At 36.5% G+C, this 19,175-nt stretch carries 20 protein-coding genes; 2 read left to right on the top strand and 18 right to left on the bottom strand.

Features of this window, described 5'->3' with window-relative positions; all coding sequences use genetic code 11:
- Position 1 precedes the first annotated feature (1 nt).
- From JEM49_RS09825 to rsmG, 12 genes are all read right to left on the bottom strand, one after another.
- Positions 2 to 1,573: a UDP-N-acetylmuramoyl-L-alanyl-D-glutamate--2,6-diaminopimelate ligase gene (locus JEM49_RS09825; protein ID WP_087176214.1), complete on the bottom strand. Its 1,572-nt coding sequence runs from the start codon at positions 1,571 to 1,573 to the stop codon at positions 2 to 4.
- Positions 1,574 to 1,621: 48 nt separating this feature from the next.
- Entirely contained in the window at positions 1,622 to 2,770 is a 1,149-nt protein-coding gene (locus JEM49_RS09820) for a sensor histidine kinase (protein ID WP_201874854.1), read from the bottom strand.
- 3 nt (positions 2,771 to 2,773) lie between these two features.
- The gene (locus JEM49_RS09815; protein WP_201874852.1) at positions 2,774 to 3,460 is read right to left on the bottom strand and encodes a response regulator transcription factor; all 687 of its coding nucleotides are present in this window, start codon (positions 3,458 to 3,460) and stop codon (positions 2,774 to 2,776) included.
- 170 nt (positions 3,461 to 3,630) lie between these two features.
- Entirely contained in the window at positions 3,631 to 5,490 is a 1,860-nt protein-coding gene (locus JEM49_RS09810; protein ID WP_201874850.1) for an ABC transporter ATP-binding protein, read from the bottom strand.
- 9 nt (positions 5,491 to 5,499) lie between these two features.
- Complete coding sequence (locus JEM49_RS09805; protein WP_201874848.1) at positions 5,500 to 7,224, bottom strand: ABC transporter ATP-binding protein; 1,725 nt, start codon at positions 7,222 to 7,224, stop codon at positions 5,500 to 5,502.
- Between the two features lie 113 nt (positions 7,225 to 7,337).
- Positions 7,338 to 8,117: a DUF1129 domain-containing protein gene (locus JEM49_RS09800; RefSeq protein WP_201874846.1), complete on the bottom strand. Its 780-nt coding sequence runs from the start codon at positions 8,115 to 8,117 to the stop codon at positions 7,338 to 7,340.
- An 8-nt stretch (positions 8,118 to 8,125) separates the two neighbouring features.
- Positions 8,126 to 9,226: a redox-regulated ATPase YchF gene (gene ychF / locus JEM49_RS09795; protein ID WP_201874845.1), complete on the bottom strand. Its 1,101-nt coding sequence runs from the start codon at positions 9,224 to 9,226 to the stop codon at positions 8,126 to 8,128.
- 55 nt (positions 9,227 to 9,281) lie between these two features.
- Positions 9,282 to 9,545, bottom strand: a complete 264-nt coding sequence (locus tag JEM49_RS09790; RefSeq protein ID WP_025005907.1) for a DUF951 domain-containing protein — start codon at positions 9,543 to 9,545, stop codon at positions 9,282 to 9,284.
- The gene (locus JEM49_RS09785; RefSeq protein WP_087176210.1) at positions 9,538 to 10,422 is read right to left on the bottom strand and encodes a ParB/RepB/Spo0J family partition protein; all 885 of its coding nucleotides are present in this window, start codon (positions 10,420 to 10,422) and stop codon (positions 9,538 to 9,540) included. The genes JEM49_RS09790 and JEM49_RS09785 overlap by 8 nt, the downstream gene beginning before the upstream one ends.
- Positions 10,400 to 11,179 carry a ParA family protein gene (locus JEM49_RS09780; protein WP_098036426.1) on the bottom strand — a complete coding sequence of 260 codons (780 nt, stop codon included), beginning with the start codon at positions 11,177 to 11,179 and terminating at the stop codon, positions 10,400 to 10,402. Before JEM49_RS09780 ends, JEM49_RS09785 begins: the two co-directional genes overlap by 23 nt.
- Before the next feature lie 14 nt (positions 11,180 to 11,193).
- Positions 11,194 to 12,033 carry a nucleoid occlusion protein gene (gene noc, locus JEM49_RS09775; protein WP_098036411.1) on the bottom strand — a complete coding sequence of 280 codons (840 nt, stop codon included), beginning with the start codon at positions 12,031 to 12,033 and terminating at the stop codon, positions 11,194 to 11,196.
- A 14-nt stretch (positions 12,034 to 12,047) separates the two neighbouring features.
- On the bottom strand, positions 12,048 to 12,770 hold the full coding sequence (gene rsmG, locus JEM49_RS09770; protein ID WP_025005911.1) for a 16S rRNA (guanine(527)-N(7))-methyltransferase RsmG: 723 nt from the start codon (positions 12,768 to 12,770) through the stop codon (positions 12,048 to 12,050).
- Between the two features lie 161 nt (positions 12,771 to 12,931).
- On the opposite strand from rsmG, the gene JEM49_RS09765 reads away from it, so the two are divergent.
- The gene (locus JEM49_RS09765) at positions 12,932 to 13,468 is read left to right on the top strand and encodes a CvpA family protein (RefSeq protein WP_025005912.1); all 537 of its coding nucleotides are present in this window, start codon (positions 12,932 to 12,934) and stop codon (positions 13,466 to 13,468) included.
- Positions 13,469 to 13,509: 41 nt separating this feature from the next.
- On the opposite strand, the gene JEM49_RS09760 is transcribed toward JEM49_RS09765, so the two are convergent.
- The 6 genes from JEM49_RS09760 to JEM49_RS09735 form a co-directional block, all read right to left on the bottom strand.
- Positions 13,510 to 14,439 (bottom strand): FAD:protein FMN transferase, encoded by a 930-nt coding sequence (locus JEM49_RS09760; RefSeq protein WP_098036408.1) that lies wholly within the window; start codon positions 14,437 to 14,439, stop codon positions 13,510 to 13,512.
- Between the two features lie 8 nt (positions 14,440 to 14,447).
- Positions 14,448 to 15,239 (bottom strand): tyrosine-protein phosphatase, encoded by a 792-nt coding sequence (locus JEM49_RS09755; RefSeq protein ID WP_087176207.1) that lies wholly within the window; start codon positions 15,237 to 15,239, stop codon positions 14,448 to 14,450.
- An 86-nt stretch (positions 15,240 to 15,325) separates the two neighbouring features.
- Positions 15,326 to 15,874: an NADPH-dependent FMN reductase gene (locus JEM49_RS09750; RefSeq protein ID WP_025005914.1), complete on the bottom strand. Its 549-nt coding sequence runs from the start codon at positions 15,872 to 15,874 to the stop codon at positions 15,326 to 15,328.
- A gap of 13 nt (positions 15,875 to 15,887) precedes the next feature.
- The gene (locus JEM49_RS09745; RefSeq protein ID WP_191335685.1) at positions 15,888 to 16,427 is read right to left on the bottom strand and encodes an NADPH-dependent FMN reductase; all 540 of its coding nucleotides are present in this window, start codon (positions 16,425 to 16,427) and stop codon (positions 15,888 to 15,890) included.
- A gap of 145 nt (positions 16,428 to 16,572) precedes the next feature.
- Entirely contained in the window at positions 16,573 to 17,196 is a 624-nt protein-coding gene (locus JEM49_RS09740; RefSeq protein WP_098043958.1) for a TetR/AcrR family transcriptional regulator, read from the bottom strand.
- Between the two features lie 124 nt (positions 17,197 to 17,320).
- A complete protein-coding gene (locus tag JEM49_RS09735) occupies positions 17,321 to 17,563 on the bottom strand; it encodes a hypothetical protein (RefSeq protein ID WP_087176204.1) in 243 nt (80 codons plus the stop codon).
- 101 nt (positions 17,564 to 17,664) lie between these two features.
- Here JEM49_RS09735 and JEM49_RS09730 point away from each other — a divergent pair, with 101 nt between their 5' ends.
- Positions 17,665 to 19,077 (top strand): C69 family dipeptidase, encoded by a 1,413-nt coding sequence (locus JEM49_RS09730; RefSeq protein WP_201874844.1) that lies wholly within the window; start codon positions 17,665 to 17,667, stop codon positions 19,075 to 19,077.
- Positions 19,078 to 19,175: the final 98 nt, after the last annotated feature.

The following is a 19,175-nucleotide window of genomic DNA, read 5'->3' as shown; positions in this document are numbered from 1 at the left end:
TCTACTTTCTAAAATGCTCTTTTTGACCTTCTAATTCATTGATCACTTCTTGAGCAACTACGATATCTGATGGATATGGAGTATTTACGCCGCGAATCTTTTGGAATGCATCTGCACCCTTGCCGCAGATTAAGACTACATCATCTGGACCAGCCATAGCAATCGCGTCATGAATAGCTTTCTTACGGTCTAATTCAATTGTAACGTCGCATTTAGAGTGATCGATACCTGAATCTATTTCTTCGGCAATACTCTTAGGGTCTTCGAATCCTGGATCATCAGTAGTCAAAAATGCTTTATCTGCATATGCACTTAAACTTTCACTAAAGCCTGGACGACGAGATACCCCTTTATCACCAGGTGCACCAACGACCACAATAATCTTAGGATTATTAAATTCACTTTGCATGAAGTTCATTAAAGCCATCATCGAAGCTTTATTGTGTGCATAGTCAACTACAACCATTCCGTGGCTCTTAGTTCTTTCAGTTTGCATACGACCTGGAATAGTTACATCACGAATACCCTTAGCACATTGATCATGGTTAAGGCCTGCAAGACCAGCACCGATAATCGCAGCAGTACCGTTTGATTCATTAAAGTCACCAAGCATCTTCAAAGTATAGTCACCGTTGATTGGTAATTTACGTGCCTTATCACTAGAGCAGAATAACTTGAAGCGAGTTTCCTTCATATCTAATTCTTGAGAAGCAAATCTGAAGTCAATTGGTACCTTTAAATCCGGATTTTCAAAATCTTCTCTAGCAAATAAGTAAATGCTATCAGGATTAGTAGTAGTGGTTGCTGCAGCGTAAACCTCATTGAAGTGAGCAGTTTCTGCATTGATAATACACTTGCGTGAATTTACCAATAATTGCAACTTGCAGTGTAAGTAATCTGCAAAATTAGGGTGTTCATTTGGTCCAATATGGTCTGGACTAATATTCAAGAAGAAACCTAAATCATAAGTTAAACCAAAGACACGATTCTTCTTGTATGCTTGACTTGAAACTTCCATTACCAAGTGAGTCATTCCGTTATCAACAGCAGTACGCATGTCACGGAACAAGTCCAAACTTTCTGGGGTAGTCAAACTAGACTTAAAACTATCTTCTGGCTTTGGTCCAACAACGTCATTAACTGATGAAATCAAAGCAGTCTTGCCGCCATTAGCTTGGTCGAGCATTCCCTTTAAAAAGTATGCAGAAGTAGTCTTACCCTTAGTTCCAGTAAATGCTACTACATACAAATCATCTTGTGGAAAACGGAAGAATGCTGCTGAAAGTAATGCCATTGCCTTTGATACGTCACGTACGATCAATGCATGCATCCCTTTACCTTCTGGATAAGGTTGTTCAGCTACGTAGCAGATTGCTCCATTATCTTTAGCCATTGATAAATATGTTGGTCTAAAGCCTGCACCTTTACAGAAGAATAAAGTGTTAGTTTGGATATCACGTGAATCATATGACACGTATTCCATCTTGGTTGCTACAGTATCTTGTACTGCACTTGACTTAAGTAAATGATGCTCTTTTAAAATTAAAATACAGGTATTTAAAGAAATACTCATTTTTTCTCCTCGTTGTATTAAAACATTTCAGTCAAAATTATAACACAGCTAGCCCTTGCTGTTTGCCTTCTTAGGATTAAGTGGTAAACGAATAATAAAACTTGTCCAATTCTTATCCGATTCGCATCTAATAGTTCCGTGATGCAAATCAACCACACCCTTGGTGATAGAAAGTCCCAATCCTGTACCACCAGTTTTTGTATTGCGCGATGTCTCCACGCGGTAAAAACGATCAAATATCTTTTTCAATGATTTCTTCGGAATAGGTTCACCATTATTTTCTACACGTAATTCAACTTCACGTTTATTTACTAGATTAGCCACTAATTTAATCTGCGTAGCGCCAATACCGTATTTAAAGGCATTAGAAATCAAATTATTATAAACTCGCACTAATTTTTCTGCATCAGCCTTAATGATTAAATTTTTGGGCCGAGCTTCAATTTTAATTTCTATGCCCTTTTTCTCAGCTTCTAGTTCAAATCCCGCAGCAACTTGCTCTAACATTGAATAAATATGTAAATTGCTCAAATTCAACTTAGTAGATTTAAGGGTAGTATATTCAAATAAATCATTGGCAAGAGACTTCATCTGCTCAGCCTTAGTATACGCAATGTTAACGTATTTTTGCTGATCTTCTGGTGAGGCAACCCCACTTTTCAACAATCCCAAATAACCAATAATTGAAGTTAACGGCGTTCTGATATCATGCGAAACGTTGGTAATCAATTCATCTTTTGACTGTTCAATTGCACGTTCCTCATTAATTGAATTAACCGTACTATCAACTAAAGAATTAATAGAATCAACCACATGTTGCAAATCTGGACGAACTCGAAAGTTGATTCGATGATCAAAGTGTCCACTTGCAATATAATGCAATTCTGAAATTACGTGACGTAGCTGCATTTGATGATAGCGTCTAATCAGTCGCCAATATAAAACGACAATATCGCCTATCCCCATCAAAATAATAAACGTATTCTGCCAAGACCAAAGATGATACCCACCAGCAAATGTCATTGTTTTTTTCAAAAAATAAATGCCATTAACTAAGCTCTCATCTTGCAAAATAGCCAGGTGAATCAGAATAATAATTGATAAATTTAACAAAAGCAGAAGGACGATGGTTACCACTCCTTCTGCAAACAACTCACTTTTTTCAGCGCCAGTAAGCTTGACGCGTTCTTTTTTCATTAACTACGCCTCGACTTTATATCCTACGCCCCAAACAGTTTGAATGACATCTTCACCGCCGGTAACTTTTTGAATCTTATCACGCAAGTGTGAAACGTGAACCATAACAGTTTTAGCTGAAACAATAGATTCTTGTTGCCATACGCGTTCAAAGATTTCATCTGCTGAAAATACCCGGTTAGGATGACTAGCTAAAAGATATAAAATACCAAATTCAAGAGCAGTTAATTGAATTGCTTTGCCATCAATAGTTTTAACTTCGTGTGAATCACGGTTAATAACTAATGGACCTACCTCCAAAACATCTGGTTCATCATCTTTAACTTGTTTTTGACTACGACGAAGAAGTGAACGAACCCTAGCCATTACTTCAAGTGGATTGAATGGCTTAGATACATAATCGTCGGCACCGGTGATTAACCCTTGAATCTTGTCCATGTCGCCAGTCTTAGCTGAAACAATAATAATTGGAATATCTGAATCTTTTCTGACTTCCTTAATTACTTCAATTCCTGACATATTTGGCATCATTATATCCAGTATCATCAAAGCGATATCTGGAGTCGTGGTTAATTTAGTAATTGCTTCTTTGCCGCTATATGCCGCAATTGGTTCATAACCTTCATTTTTCAGATAGATGCTTAATAATTCTACGATTTCCTTGTCATCATCAACAACTAAGATTTTCATAAAGAAAACCCCTCTCTTTATTTTGCTAATTGATTATAGTCTGTATCTTTATCTACTAGTGTAGCAGACCCTATGGTCTATATTTTACTATTTTTCAATAAAAGGCTGAAAGGTAAAGCTATTTTTTAGAAAAATACAAAAAATAGAGCAACTTGTGCTCTATTTTACTTCTATTCAATTTCTTTTTTACCAGTGTAAAGCTCATAGTAGTAACCCTTTTGCTTCAATAGCTCTTCGTGGTTACCAGATTCAATGATATGACCATGATCAAGTACCAAGATCAAATCAGAGTTTACGATAGTTGACAAACGGTGGGCGATAACAAAACTAGTTCGTCCAGCAAGCAAGTTGTCCATACCTGCTTGAACCATCTTTTCGGTCTTAGTATCAATACTTGAGGTTGCTTCATCCAAGATCATTACAGGTTCGTCAGCAATCATCGCTCTCGCAATACTGAGCAGCTGCATTTGCCCTTGTGATAAATCTCCACCGTCTCCATCAATCACAGTATCATAGCCATGATCAAGATCGTGAATAAATTCATCGGCATGTGACAATTTAGCTGCTTGGTAAACATCATCATCACTAGCTTCAGGATTACCAAAGCGGATGTTATCCATGATAGTGCCAGTAAACAAGTGTGTTTCCTGCAAAACAATTGAAAGTGATCTACGCAAATCATCCTTCTTGATCTGTTTAATCGGGATACCATCATACGTAATTTTACCTGAATCAATATCATAGAATCGGTTCAACATATTTGAAATGGTAGTCTTCCCAGCACCAGTTTCACCAACCAAGGCAACTTTCATCCCCGGCTTGGCATTGATTGAAATATCATGCAAAATTTGGTGTTCTGGAACATAGCTAAAATTAACATGATCAAAAATGATGTGTCCGCGAACCGGTACTTTCTTAACAGAACCATCTTTTTCAGGAACATTCCAATTCCACATACTGCCGACTTCAGCACCTCGTGAAATTGTAACATCACCATTGTCAGTTTCAGAAGCTTGATCTTCCAAATTAAAGATTCTTTCGGCACCGGCTAAAGCTATCACAATTGAGTTCAACTGTTGTGAAATCTGGGCAATTGGCATACTAAACTGCTTTGATAATTGCAAGAATGAACCAATAGCACCAAGAGATAATGGAGCCCAGCCGTTAATAGCCACAGCACCACCAACAAAGGCAATTAAAACATAGAGCAAGTTGCCCATGTTACCCATGATTGGGAAAAGGATAGTGGCATAGGTGTTGGCCTTACCTGAAGCTTGACGCAATTCTTCGTTATACTTATCAAAACCTGTTTTAGATTCTGGTTCATGACTGAAGACCTTAATAACCTTTAACCCATTAAGCATTTCTTCGTTATAACCATTGATTTGTCCCAACTTCTTCTGTTGAACTTGGAAGTAGTGACTTGATCTTAAAGTCAAGAAACGCACGATACCAAATGACATGGCAAAGATAATGAATGAAAATACAGTAAGTTGCCAGCTAAGTGAGAACATCGCTACCACAACGAAGATCAAACTTAAAGCTGAGTTAGTAAATTGTGGAATGGACTGTGAAATCATCTGCATCAAGGTATCGATATCGTTAGTATAACGACTCATGATATCGCCAAATTCATTTTGATCAAAGTATGAAATTGGCAAGCTTTCCATGTGGGTGAACATTTCGTTACGAACACGGAATTGTACCTTTTGAGCTAACACACCCATTAACATGTTGAACAAATAGTTAGACAAAAATCCAATGGCATAAATACCAAACATTACCTCAATAGCAGTTGCAAGTGGACCATAATTTGGCACCTTTTCCTTAGTTAGCGGAATAATGTAATCATTGATTAATCGTTCAATAAATAATGAACCGATAACATTACTTGCCGCTGCTAAAACGATGGTAATCATGGAAATGATGAGCATCCATGGACTTGTACTGTTTACTAATTTAAGCAAACGCATCAAAATCTTAATTCGATTGTCCTTAGTTTGATTTTTATTATCTACTGCTTGATCCATAACGCTCACCTACTTTCCTTGTTCTTCTTGGAACTTAGCAATTGAACTATAAAGCTCATTAGTCTTCATCAATTCTTCATGCGTTCCAATATCTTGAATTTTACCGTGATCCATCACGATGATGCGGTCAGCATCCTTAATTGAAACAATTCTTTGTGAAATGATGATCTTCGTTGTATCTGGCATGTCTTTAGCCAAAGAAGTTCTAATTTCACGTTCAGTACTGGTATCAACAGCTGAAGTTGAATCATCCAAAATTAAAATCTTAGGATTCTTAAGCAAGGCTCTCGCAATAGTAATTCTCTGCTTTTGACCACCAGAGACGTTATTACCACCTTGTTCGATCATGGTATCGTAACCATCCGGCATTTCACGAATAAAGCCATCAGCATGCGCAATCTTAGCTGCAGCTACAACTTGTTCATCGGTTGCATTTTCGTTACCCCATTTGAGATTATCTTTTACTGTACCAGTGAACAAAACGTTGTTTTGCAAAACCATCGCAACGTTATCACGCAACGTCTTTAAATCATATGACTTAACGTTATGACCCGCTACACGAACGGCACCTGCCGTTACATCATATAAACGCGGAATCATTGAAACCAAAGTTGACTTAGAAGAACCAGTTTCACCGATAATTCCTAGAGTTTCACCCGATTTGATATGCAAATTGATATCATTTAACGCATCAGTCTTGTCAGCTAGTTCATATTTAAAACTTACATGATCAAAAATAATTTCACCATTAGTTAAACGCTTAAGTGGCTTTTTAGGATTTTCAATAGTTGGCTTTTCAGTAATGACGGCAGCAATACGACGACCACTGGCACCTGAAACAACTAATTGCGTAGTAATCATAGCTAAAATATTCAAACTGAACAAAACAGAGTTTGAATAAGTAAACATTGAGATAAGTTGACCAGTTTGCAAACTGCCACCAACAACTTCTTTAGCACCAAACCAGCAGATAGCCAAAGTTGAAATGTTCAAAACAGCCGCTACAACTAACGCATTTAAAGACATAATCTTTTGTGCGGTAGCGAATAACTTATAGATAAAGCCTGATGACTTCTCAAATTGTTTAATCTGATCTTTTTCTTGAACGTAAGTCTTTACTTCGCGAATACCCCGAACATTTTCACGAACGACTTGGTTCATACGGTCATATCCTCTAAAAATTTTAGGGAAATATGGATATGCTGCTTTAATAATTAATCCTAATAGAATCGCAAAAATTGGGCCTATAACTAAGAAAATCAAAGATAATCTTGGACTAATTATGATAGACATCACAATTGAAACGATGAACATCATTGGTGCTCTAACCGCAATTCTGATAATCATCTGATATGCCATTTGTACGTTATTAACATCAGTAGTCAAACGCGTAACCAAACTGGCACTTGAGAAACGATCAATATTTTCAAAAGAATAGTCCTGCATATGGTAGAACATATCTTTACGTAAATTAGATGCAAAACCCGCTGCAGCATGTGCGGAAACATAACTCGCACTCGCACCTAATATCAGTGAAACTATAGTTATTATCAGTAATAACAACCCCATTTTACTGATATAGGGCATATTCCCCTTCATAATTCCATTATCAATCAAAATTCCGACCAAATATGGAATCAGCATTTCGATAATTACTTCACCAATAACGAATAATGGTGAGAGCAATGACAATTTTTTGTATTGTCTAATCGATTTGCTTAGTGTTTTGACCATATAGACCCACCTTTCCATGCACTTCATAAATAAAAAGATAAATAGGCTATTACCTATTTATCTTTTTTGACGTTATTAAATTAAGTATGTACTTTTTTTAAAAAAGAAGCAAATTATTTGCGTTGCATATTTGGTGCAAACGGTGAACCAGTGATCTTGTAATATCTTCTGAATAAGTAACGAGCACCAAATGCAACTGCCGCAATAATAATATCTACTTCACCTGGCAATACCGGGTTAATAGGTCTTAAGCCTGGAAGAGATAGTAACCAAATCCAGACGAATAATACGACAACAACGCCTATCATCCCTAAAATGATTTTAGCCCATGATTGGCGCTTACCATTTTTAGGCATTATCCAGTCATTATATTTCACCATACCGATGCCCATTACGATACCAACACTGGCTAAGGTTAAAATACCCATTTGTGAATTCTTAGGTTGTTTAGTTTCAAATAAAGCAACGACTCCAAACAAACCAACAAAAATTGCAAGATACATTAATGCACCATCAATAGCTAATTGCCAAAATGGAGTTGCAACGGGCTTCTTATCCGGATGAAGCATTTGCTCTGCCTTAATCTTTGGCGAAGCTAAGTATAAACCATTAGCTGGTTGTCCATGACGTTGTGCTACTACAATTTCACCTAATAGTTTATCAGTCATCTCTACTGCTTCGGCACGAGAAATTGAACCTTGCAATTGCAATTCTTTTTCCAAACGAAAAACGTAATCTTGATTTTTATTACTTAACTTATTACGTAATTCCTTTGGATCCATTTGTTTAATTCTTTCATCTTGATTGTCAGCTTCAGTTTGACGCTTTAACTTTGCTTGTTTTTCGCTATCAATATTTGAAGCTGTTTGTTCTTTTTTTGTCTCTTCAGCCATTCTTCCTCCTAGACATTAAATCTAAATTCGATAATGTCACCATCTTGAACTTCGTAGTCCTTACCTTCAAGACGCAACTTACCAGCTTCCTTAACCTTTTGCATAGTTTCAAGCTTGTCTAAATCATCGAAGGAAACAACTTCTGCACGAATGAAGCCACGTTCAAAGTCTGAGTGAATAACACCAGCAACTTGTGGAGCCTTCATACCCTTGTGGAAAGTCCATGCACGAGTTTCAGGACCACCAGCAGTAAAGAAGGTTCTAAGACCTAAGATGTGGTAAGCGGCACGAATCAAACGGTCCAAACCAGATTCTTCAACGCCTTCCATTTCAAGGAATTCCTTCTTTTCATCGTCAGCCATGCCAGCGATTTCTTCTTCAGTTGCAGCAGAAATACCCAAGCATTCAGCACCTTCGTTTTCAGCGTGCTTCTTAACGATTTGGTAGTACTTATCGCTTTCTGGATCAGCCATTGAATCTTCAGCAATGTTAGCAACATAAATAACTGGCTTAGAAGTCAAAAGGAATAAGCCCTTAACAATCTTTTGTTCATCTTCATTAAAGTCGATTGAACGAGCAGCATTACCTTCTTCAAGAACTGGTTGCAATTTGTTAAGTACAGCCATTTCTGCCTTAGCTTCCTTGTCACCTTGTTGAGCAACCTTCTTTACCTTGTTAATGCGACGGTTAACAGCATCAAGGTCAGCAATTGCAAGTTCCAAATTAATAGTATTAATGTCTTCTTCTGGATCAACCTTACCTGTAACTGAGGTAATGTTGTCATCATCAAAAGCACGAACTACGTGAACAATAGCATCAGTTTGGCGAATGTTTTCGAGGAATTTGTTACCAAGACCTTCACCCTTTGAAGCACCCTTTACCAAACCAGCAATATCGGTAAATTCAAAAGTAGTGTGCACAATCTTCTTAGCAGGAATTAATTCTTGGATTCTTGCTAAACGCTTGTCAGGAACTTCAACCATCCCGACATTTGGTTCAATGGTGGCAAATGGGTAGTTAGCCATTTCTGCACCAGCCTTAGTAATCGCATTAAACAAAGTTGACTTACCAACGTTTGGTAAACCAACGATACCAGCAGTTAATGACATTTGTTGTCCTCTTTTTCTAAAAAACTATTTTAATATTTTATCTTACTTGTCTATTTTATCTAAAATTAGGGCGAGCGATACGATCTTTTGGCACATATTGCTCTTTTTTTGCATTAACCGGATCATTAGCTTTAGTTAAAACCTTTTTCATCTTCCGATTAAATTCGCTACGCGGCATCATAACCATATGGCCGCATCCCATACACTTCAGCTTAATATCAGCACCCATACGCAAAATTTCCCAGTCGTTGACTTGGCATGCGTGAGACTTTTTCATTTGAACTGTATCAGCTAAATTATAAGTGATTTCTTTAGTCATCTAAATCAACACCTAACAAATCAAGAATTCTATTCAACTCTTCGGCAGAAGTGAAATCAATTGATAGGTGACCTTTACCCTTTTTAGTCTCTGAAATATTAACGCTTGCGCCAAATTTATTAGACAATTGGTTTTCGCTTGCTCTAATAAAGGCTGACTTTTTAATAGCCTTCTTTTGGGGCTTTTTGGCATTCATTTCATTGACCAAGGCTTCAACCTTACGAACAGGTATCCCTTCTTGGGCCACCTTTTTGGCTAAACTATCAATTTTATCTTTGTCTTTTAAAGCTAAAAGAGTTCTAGCTTGACCCATTGATAATTCGCCATGTTGCAATAAACGCTTAGTTTTGCTTGGCAAAGTCAATAAACGTAAATAATTGGCAATGTATGGACGAGACTTGCCCATTCTCTTAGAAACTTCTTCCTGAGTTAAACCCAGATTCTTTTGTAGCATTTCATAAGCTTGTGCTTCTTCAAGTGGGGTCAAATCTTCACGTTGCAAGTTTTCTAAGACGGCTACTTCCATCATTTGACTTTCGTCAAACTTGCGAACGATTGCAGGAATGGTCTTTTTCTTAGCTAATTTTGATGCACGATAGCGCCGTTCACCTGCAATAATCTCATAACCATTAACAGACTTGCGGACGATAATAGGCTGAAAAACGCCATTTTCCTTAATAGAATCAGATAATTCTTTCAGGCTCTTATCATCAAATCGCTTTCTAGGCTGATATGGATTAGAGCGAATCTCACTTAAATTGAGTTCTTGAACTTCTTCAGTTTCCTCAATTTGTGGTTCATCATCAAATAAAGCTTCGATACCACGACCTAATCCGCCTTTTTTTCTATTTTCTTTACTTCTGGAGTCTCTTACCATGAGCTTTTAACACCTCTTTTGCTAAATCATCATATACCTTAGCACCACGAGATCTTGGAGCATATTCGGTAATCGGCTGACCATAACTTGGTGCTTCTGCCAATTTAGTGATTCTTGGAATAATTGTTTTATAAACTTTTTTACTAAAGTATGATTGAACTTCCTTAACTACTTCTGCACCTAAATTGGTTCTAGCATCTAACATAGTTAAAAGGACGCCTTCAACACCTAAGTCCTTGTTAAAGTGCTTTTGTACTAAACGAATAGTATTCAAAAGCTGACTTAAACCTTCCATAGCATAATATTCACTTTGAACTGGAATCAAAATTGAGTCAGACGCAGTAAAAGCATTAATTGAAAGTTGACCTAATGAAGGAGGACAATCAATAAAAATAAAATCATATTGATCACTAATTGCATCTAAAGCTGACTTCAATCTTGTTTCACGTGCCATCATGCTAATTAATTCAGTTTCAGCACCTGATAAATTGATTGTTGCTGGAACCATGTCTAACTTAGCTATTGATGTATGATGAATTGTATCTTGGATTGGAATTTCGTCAATCAAAACATTGTAAATGTCCTGGTCAATCTCTGATTTTTCAATTCCTAAACCAGAGGTGGCATTTCCTTGTGGGTCAATATCCACAATTAAAACACGGTAACCACGGTCGGCAATTGAGGCTGCTAAATTGATAGTAGTAGTGGTCTTACCCACGCCACCTTTTTGGTTAGCAACCGAAATTACATTTACCATATTTTCCATCCTTTCTACTTTCTCTTTAATTCAATGGTGATTTTGTAATCATCTGGATTTTTATCTTCTTTAATTTTAACTTTAATTCCTGAATCTTTAGCCAACTTAACAGCCTTCTTAATGGTATTAATTTGAACTTTAAGGTCCTTTGGAATGCGGTTAACAACACGCTTTTGTTCTGCTTTTTCCTTTTTCTTAGGTTGAGGATTAAAGTAAGCATCCACATCTTTAGCAATTTCTTCAGTTTGCTTTACATTTAAGCCTTTAGCTTCAATCTCAGCTAAAACTCGCTTTTGATCAGCATCATCAAGATTTAAAAGAGCACGGCCATGACGAGCAGTAATTTTTCCTTCAACCAAAGCAGTTTGCACGTCATCATCTAACTTAAGTAAACGCAACTTGTTTGCGACATATGATTGAGACTTACCCATATCTTTAGCCAAAGCAGTTTGAGTTAAATCATTTAATTTCATCAAATTAGTATAGGCTTTAGCTTCATCAATAGGATTCAAGTCTTCACGTTGCAAATTTTCAATTAAAGCAAGAGAAGCTGCTTGATCATCATTCATGTTTTTGACAATGGCAGGAATAGTCTCCCAGCCTAAACTCTTAGCAGCACGGTAGCGACGTTCACCTGCAATAATCTCATAGTGATCATCACCATCTTCACGTACTACAATCGGTTGAAGCAATCCATCTTGATCAAGAGTATCCGCCAATTCCTTAATTGAATCATCAGAAAATTGACGTCGTGGTTGATATTGATTAGGAACAATCTTATCTAACTCAAGATCTTGAATTTGCTTATTCTTGGGGATTTCTTCATCATGATGCATAAAAGAAAATAATGACATTTTTCATCCTCCTATTAACATATTGGTTTACGCCGCGGCGTCCCCGCTTGACGAGGGTATTTCTTTGGCGTTTCTTTAACTTTTTTAACCAAAACCAAAGTTCTTTCTTCTGTAGTTCCTGGCAAAGTTAACTCTTCATCTTTAATTAATTTACCTCCGAGAACTGCAAGTGCCTTTTGTCCTTCATCCAGTTCATCTTCAGCTTTTGGTCCTTTAAGAGCTACAAAATAACCATCTTTTTTAACCAATGGTAGACAATATTCGCTTAAAACACTCATCTTGGCTACAGCCCGTGCAGTAACAATATCAAACTTTTCGCGATAAAGCTTATTTTGACCAACATCTTCAGCACGGCCATGAACTAACTCCACATTATCCAAATCTAATTTAGCAATCAAATCTTTCAAAAAAGTCAGCCTTTTAGCCAGCGAATCAACAATTGTTACTTTAAGAGATGGCTTTAAAATCTTTAATGGGATCGAAGGAAATCCGGCCCCAGCTCCGACATCACAAAGAGTAGCACCATCTTTAAAAACATCGCCAAAAACAAAGAGTGGCGTAACACTATCATAAAAATGTTTGAGATAAACTTCATTTTCTTCCGTAATTCGAGTCAAGTTAACATGCTCATTGACTTCAATTAAGAATTTAAAATAAAGTTTAAATTGCTCTTTTTGTTTATCAGTTAATACAAAATTATGTTTTGATAATTCTAAAATAAATTTTTCAGGATTCATTTTTCACCCGTGAAACCTTGTTTCACACTTCTAAATTTAACGCTAATTATACTTATTAGTAAAGAGAAATCGTCCTTACAATTATCAACTATTTCATTGCAATCGTCAAAGTTTTGTCGCATGCAAAATAGGGTATAATATTCCGCAAAGGAGAAATAAAAATGGTTGTTACTTTAATTGTTTTGGCTTACTTAGCTTATAAAGCCTATACAGGCTATAAAACCGGTTTTACCAGATATATTATTGGTTTAATTTGTTCCGCTATTGTCTTTATGGTCGCAATTTTTATGCAAAATCCGTTTGGCAATTGGCTTTACACCCAAGTTACAGGAGAAATGATTCGAAGCAATTCAACAACTAATGTTGAATTAATGATTGCACGTTTTGCTGCATTCTTCATTATCTTCTTCGTTGGTAAGATGATCATGAAAATATTTAAGGGCTGGATTCCTGCTAAAAATCCACATGCCACTAATCTTGGCAGCCTTTTAGACAATGTCTTAGGAGCTTTGGCATCCCTAGTAGCCAGTTACTTCGTAGTCTACGTTGTCTTGTCCATGTTCAATGCATTGCAAAATCCATGGTTCATGCAACAAACAATAGATTCTAGCTTCTTACGCTTCATTATCTACAGTACACCTGGACTTTCTAACGGCGTCTTCAACAGTATCTTCAACATCGGTAAGACCGTTGGTTAAACAAAATAGGACTAAACAAACAATTTGCTTAGTCCTATTTTTTATTGATTAAAATTATCATATTCAACATGTTCATCATTATAAACAAAAATTGCCCCAACACGGTCAGGATCATCATGCCAGCCTTTTAGCGGATGACCTGCAAAGAATAATCTCTTGCATTCAATTTCTGCTTCCACGGATGTTTTGGTAAAAGTAGTTACGCCTGACAAATCCGTTTTTACAGGATAACCAGTTCTAGGATCGATTAAATGATGATACTTATGTCCATTAACTACTAAGTAACGCTCATACGTACCACTAGTCACAGCTGAACATTCTCCTACCATTACAGAGGTAATATTGTCGCCGCGAGGCTCTTTAGGATCTTGAATCCCAATCACCCATTTACCATTGTCTCGCTTAGGTGAATCGCCTACCAGAAGGATATTACCACCTAAATTAATAATCCCTGCTTCAACACCATATGCTAGCCATAAATCACGAATGCGGTCGGCGATCCAGCCCTTGGCAATACCACCAAGATCCAGTTCCATCCCCTTCATTTGAAGAAAAACAGTTTGATCTTGATCATTTAATTCCACCTTAAAAGGATTCGTCAGTAACATCTTATCTTTGATTTCTTCATCTTTTGGAACATGGGCACCTTTAAAACCAATGTGCCACAATTTTACTACTGGTCCAATTAAGGCATTAAAGCCAAAATTCTCTCTGCTTTTTTCTACGGCTAACTTCACTAGGCTGTAGACTGCACTTGAAACTTGAACAGGATGCTCACCTGAGGCATGGTTAATATCCATTACTTCAGATTGATCACGATTAACAGTAAAAATATCTTCATAATGATCAATTAAATCAAAAGATTTTTTCAACAGGCTTCGATCCTGTGTCCCAAATATTTGCAAAGTAATCGATGTACCTAAAGCATGGTGATGGCCTACTACTTGTTCTAATGCTAAATCTTTAATCATTTTAATTCCTAGTTTTCTAAATACAATTCACGTAATCTATCACGCAATTCCGACGTTACGCCAATTTTTTCTTTAAGATAATTATCGATACTACCGAAGTCTTTTTCAATTGCAATTAATGCAGTATCTAAAAATGCATCGGATACGGAACCTAAAATACGTATATTAGCACGGAAGCATAAATTTTCTCCTTCTTCTTGCATCTTTTTATCCCGTAAAGCACGATAGTCATTTAGCATATAATTTGAATATAAATAATCCTGCCTAATAGTTTCCATATCAACACCCAATAGGTAAAGAACAACTACGGTAACAATACCTGTTCTATCTTTACCTTCAGAGCAATGATACAACACTGCACCATCTTCAGTATTGGCTAAAACTTCTAAAATTTTATGAATACTATTTTGAGCGTGTTCTTTTAATACATGTGAACGATAGCGATCACACATCATTTTAAAGCCAGCATATTGGTCATGACGATAAATTTCAAATGTCTTAGCAAGGTCTTTTTTGCCTCCTTGCGTATTATCATCAGTCGAAATAGATAAATCAATGTGTTCTACGCCCGGAATTTTACTATCAGGCATCTTATGACACTCTAATGGCGAACGTAAATCAATGATTTTGGTCAAACCATAATCAAGCAAGAATTGCTGATCATGCAGCGTTATATTACTGATCTTCCCCGTTCTCAGTAAACGATGCATTTTTACTCTACGTCCATGATCACCAATATAGCCGCCCAAATCACGCGGATTACGAACTTGCTCTAGTGACAAAACAACTGGATTCACCATTTAATTCACCCCATTACATTTTTTGAGAAAAAACCGGATAGTTTTCTATCCGGTAATTTTACTATTGAGTTAGATAACTGGCAAAATTATTTATTTGCTTGTTCTACAAACTTAATGAAATTGTCCATCATTACATCTAATTGCTTGATGTAATCTTCATTTGAAAGATCACCAGTAGTTTTATCGAAGTTTCTTGCAGCGCCACCAATTAAGATTTCATTGCCTGGTAATACGTTGGCACTCATATCAGGTGAAAGCAAAATTTCTCGTGCATCTTCTTGAGCACGACTTGAACCTTGAATGCCGTATGATGTACCAACAACTGCTGCTGGCTTCATCTTCATTACGTCAGGGCCAGCATGTGAGCCAAGCCATTCAAGTGCACTCTTAAGAGCTGCAGGAATAGCATGATCATATTCAGGTGTTGTCAAGATTACGCCATCTGCATTCTTAATATCTTCAATCCAATTCTTGGTAGCTTCATCAGGTTCATCCGTTCTAGAGAAAGGCTTAATTTGATCAATTTCTTTAACTTCAAAATCAGCCTTATCTGCATAACGCTTAGCAATAAATTTTGCTAAAAAACGATTATATGAAAATGGAGCATTTGTACCAACGACTACTAATAATTTCATTTAAATAAGCCCCCTACTTAGTAAGTTGTGCATACCAATCATCTACTTCATCAAAGAAGTGATTCAAAAACTTAAGCGTACCTGGTTCGGTTAAATTGCCCTCTTCGTCAAATTGTTGTGGTGCAATTCCCATCATAAATTCATCGCCGTTAAATACGTGAGCACTAAAACCAGGAGCAGCCAAAATACTCTTTAAACGAGTTTGAGAACGAGCACCACCTTGAGGCATTGGTGAAGTTGAAACAATCACAACTGGCTTGTCATGGAAAGGATGAACTGAACTAGAAAGCCATTCAAGTGCACTCTTTAAAGCACTTGTAACTGAGTGTTGTTGCTCAGGAGAACCGATTAAGATCATGTCAGCTTCTCCTACTTTTTCGCCTAAATCTAAAATTTCTTTAGGAGCTTCAACACCTTCTTTAAACATTGGTAAGCCCTTAACAGTTGCAAAGACGAAGTCGTATTTATAATCTAAATTTTTGATAATAACTTTGAGTAATTTTTCGTTAAATGAGTTATCTGCATTTGAACCAGATAAAGCGAGTACCTTCATAAAAACCACCTTTCGAAAATTCCTTTACTATATATAATTATAACTTAATGGCCACAAAAATATCTGAATTTTAACAGTAAAAAAAGACACTCCACAATTGTGAAGCGTCTTTTTTCATTAAAAAGCACAGATGATTGATGAAATATTATGCTAAGTTATCCTTCAGAGATGCTTCGTCATCTGCAGCAAACATAGGATTTTCCTCAGTTTCGCTAAGACGATCGTTAAGCATTGCATCATGGATTTGAGCATTCAAAACATTAATAATTTGATTTTGGTTGAAACTTGCAATTTCGTTAACAACTAATGCAGCCATACCGGTAGTTGAAATCCAGTTAGCAATTACAATGTCATTAATCTTGTCTTTATCATATCCAGTATCAGGATATTGTTCATTAAACTTTTCAATTCCAAGATCCATCAAAGTATCAGCAATAATCTTGCTACCGAATTTACCATCAACAAACATTGCACGGAACAAGTTGACATGCTTTTGTGCAAAATCAATGTATGATAAATCCAAGTCGATTAAAGGCTCACCAGTAAACTTTTGTTGTAAAGTGTGAGTTCTTAAATCTGAAGAAATTTTCTTCAATACTTGATTACGAAGATCTCCCATATTATCGAATTCTAGATATAAAGGTTGGGTTGAAAAATGTCCTGCCTTAGCAATACTACGAGCAGTTAATCCTTCAATTCCACCTTTAATAGCCATCTTATAAGCAGTATCTAAAATCTTATCTTTGCTTATTTCTTTTTTTCTTGCCATTTTAATACACCTCAATCATTTGTTAAGCATGTGCTTTTCAATACGCTTGTTATTTTTATCTTCATATACATCATATATCCAATAAATAACAAATGCAAGCCTAAGCAATACATTTTTGTCATTTTTATAATCGCTTGAATAGCGATGATCCGTTGTCTCCAGTAAATTGATCATAATGTGATGACACCATTTCAATAACTGCTTGCTTATCTAATCCTTGTGCAGCACAAAATGAAAAGAAAGCTGCAGAAAGAATATAGCCCCGCTCACGATCGTCAGTCAGATTATCTGAAAATTTCATATTAATAGTATGATCTGCATAATCTGTCGTTAGCTCGATTGATTTATCTTCTGGTCCTTCGCTCATGTTAAGATCTCCTTTTTTTACATATTTTTAATATAATATAAAAATTAATACAATTACATTATAATTATGTTACAAATGCGATTTAGAAAGCGTGATTTTTTATGAATAATGTAATCGGACGTTCATCGTGTACTTCTATTCTTATTGGTAAGAAGGCTTCTCTCACAGGAAGCGTAATTATTGGTCGTAATGAAGATGCTAAAACCGCTTGGCCCAAACATCTTGCATTTAATCCGCATCAAGATAATGTAAAAAATAACCATTTCAAATCAAAAGATAACAAATTTGAAATGGATTTACCTGAAACTATTTTTTCATATTCTTCAACACCAGAATGGACAGACAAGTATGGCTTCTTTGAAGAAGATGGTATCAATGAACATCATGTAGCAATGAGTGCTACTGAAAGTGCATATGCCAATGAACGAGTATTAGCAGTTGATCCTTTTGATACAGAAAAAGGTATTTTAGAAGAAGCCATGGTAACCGTTGTTTTGCCATACGTTAAAACAGCCCGCGAAGGCGTACAACGTTTAGGTGAAATCGTCGAAAAGCATGGTGCTGCTGAAGCAGACGGTATTTTATTCAGTGACCCAGATGAAGCATGGTATATGGAAATCGGTTCAGGCCATCACTGGGTTGCTCAAAGAATTCCTGACGACTCTTACGCAGTAGTTGCTAACCAATTGGCAATCCAAGCTGTCGTCTTCGATGGTAATGATTTTATGTATTCAAAAGATCTAAAAGACTTTGTTTACCAAAATCAATTATGGCCTAAAGATGCCGTCTTTAACTGGCGTGAAATCTTTGGCACACATGACGATAGCGACTTGCATTACAACACACCTCGTGTCTGGATTGGGCAAAAATTATTAACTCCATCTGTCGAGCAAGAACCACAAGATTTTGACTTGCCATTTATTAGAAAACCGGACAAGCCAATTTCTATTCAAGACGCACAAGCCGTATTGAGCAATCATTACCAAAATACGCCTTATGATTTAACTAATCCTAAGAACAAGAATAATGCGACATTTAGACCTATTTCTGTTGCTACTACCCAAGAGTCTCACTTATTAGAATTAAACGGTGAAAACATGATTCATTGGTTAGCAATGGGTATAGCTGCACAAAGCGTTTATGTTCCATTTTACCCACAAGGAACTAAGGTCCCTACTATGTATAAATATGGCAAGGAAACTTACAGCACTAACTCTGCTTACTGGGTATTTAAACTGGCAAGCACCTTAGCTGACCGCGATTGGAATAAATATGGAACAGACTTAAGCAATGCCCAAGACGAAGCTAGAGAAAAGACTACCCGTCTGCGTTACGAATATGATCAAAAATTAGCTAAAGAAAGTGATCCAGCTAAGAGAATTGGCCTTGTTAATGAAGCTAACGAAAAGATGGCTAAAACTGCTACGGATATTTTCAAAGAATTGTCTGCTAAATTAATCACCAAGCAAACTGGCGATTCACCTCTTCGCTTCAAGATGGATCCTAACTTATAGTTCATAACAAAAATGTGTCTGGGAAAAAACTAAATCCTAGGCCATGAAAAAAGAACGATGAAATTCTTCGCGAAAATCATCGTTCTTTTTCTATACTT

The organism is Lactobacillus sp. A27 (assembly GCF_016742815.1).
Classification (GTDB): Bacteria; Bacillota; Bacilli; order Lactobacillales; family Lactobacillaceae; genus Lactobacillus; species Lactobacillus gallinarum.
The sequence above is the reverse complement of the archived record's forward strand: the minus strand, read 5'-3'. Positions and strand labels throughout refer to the sequence as shown.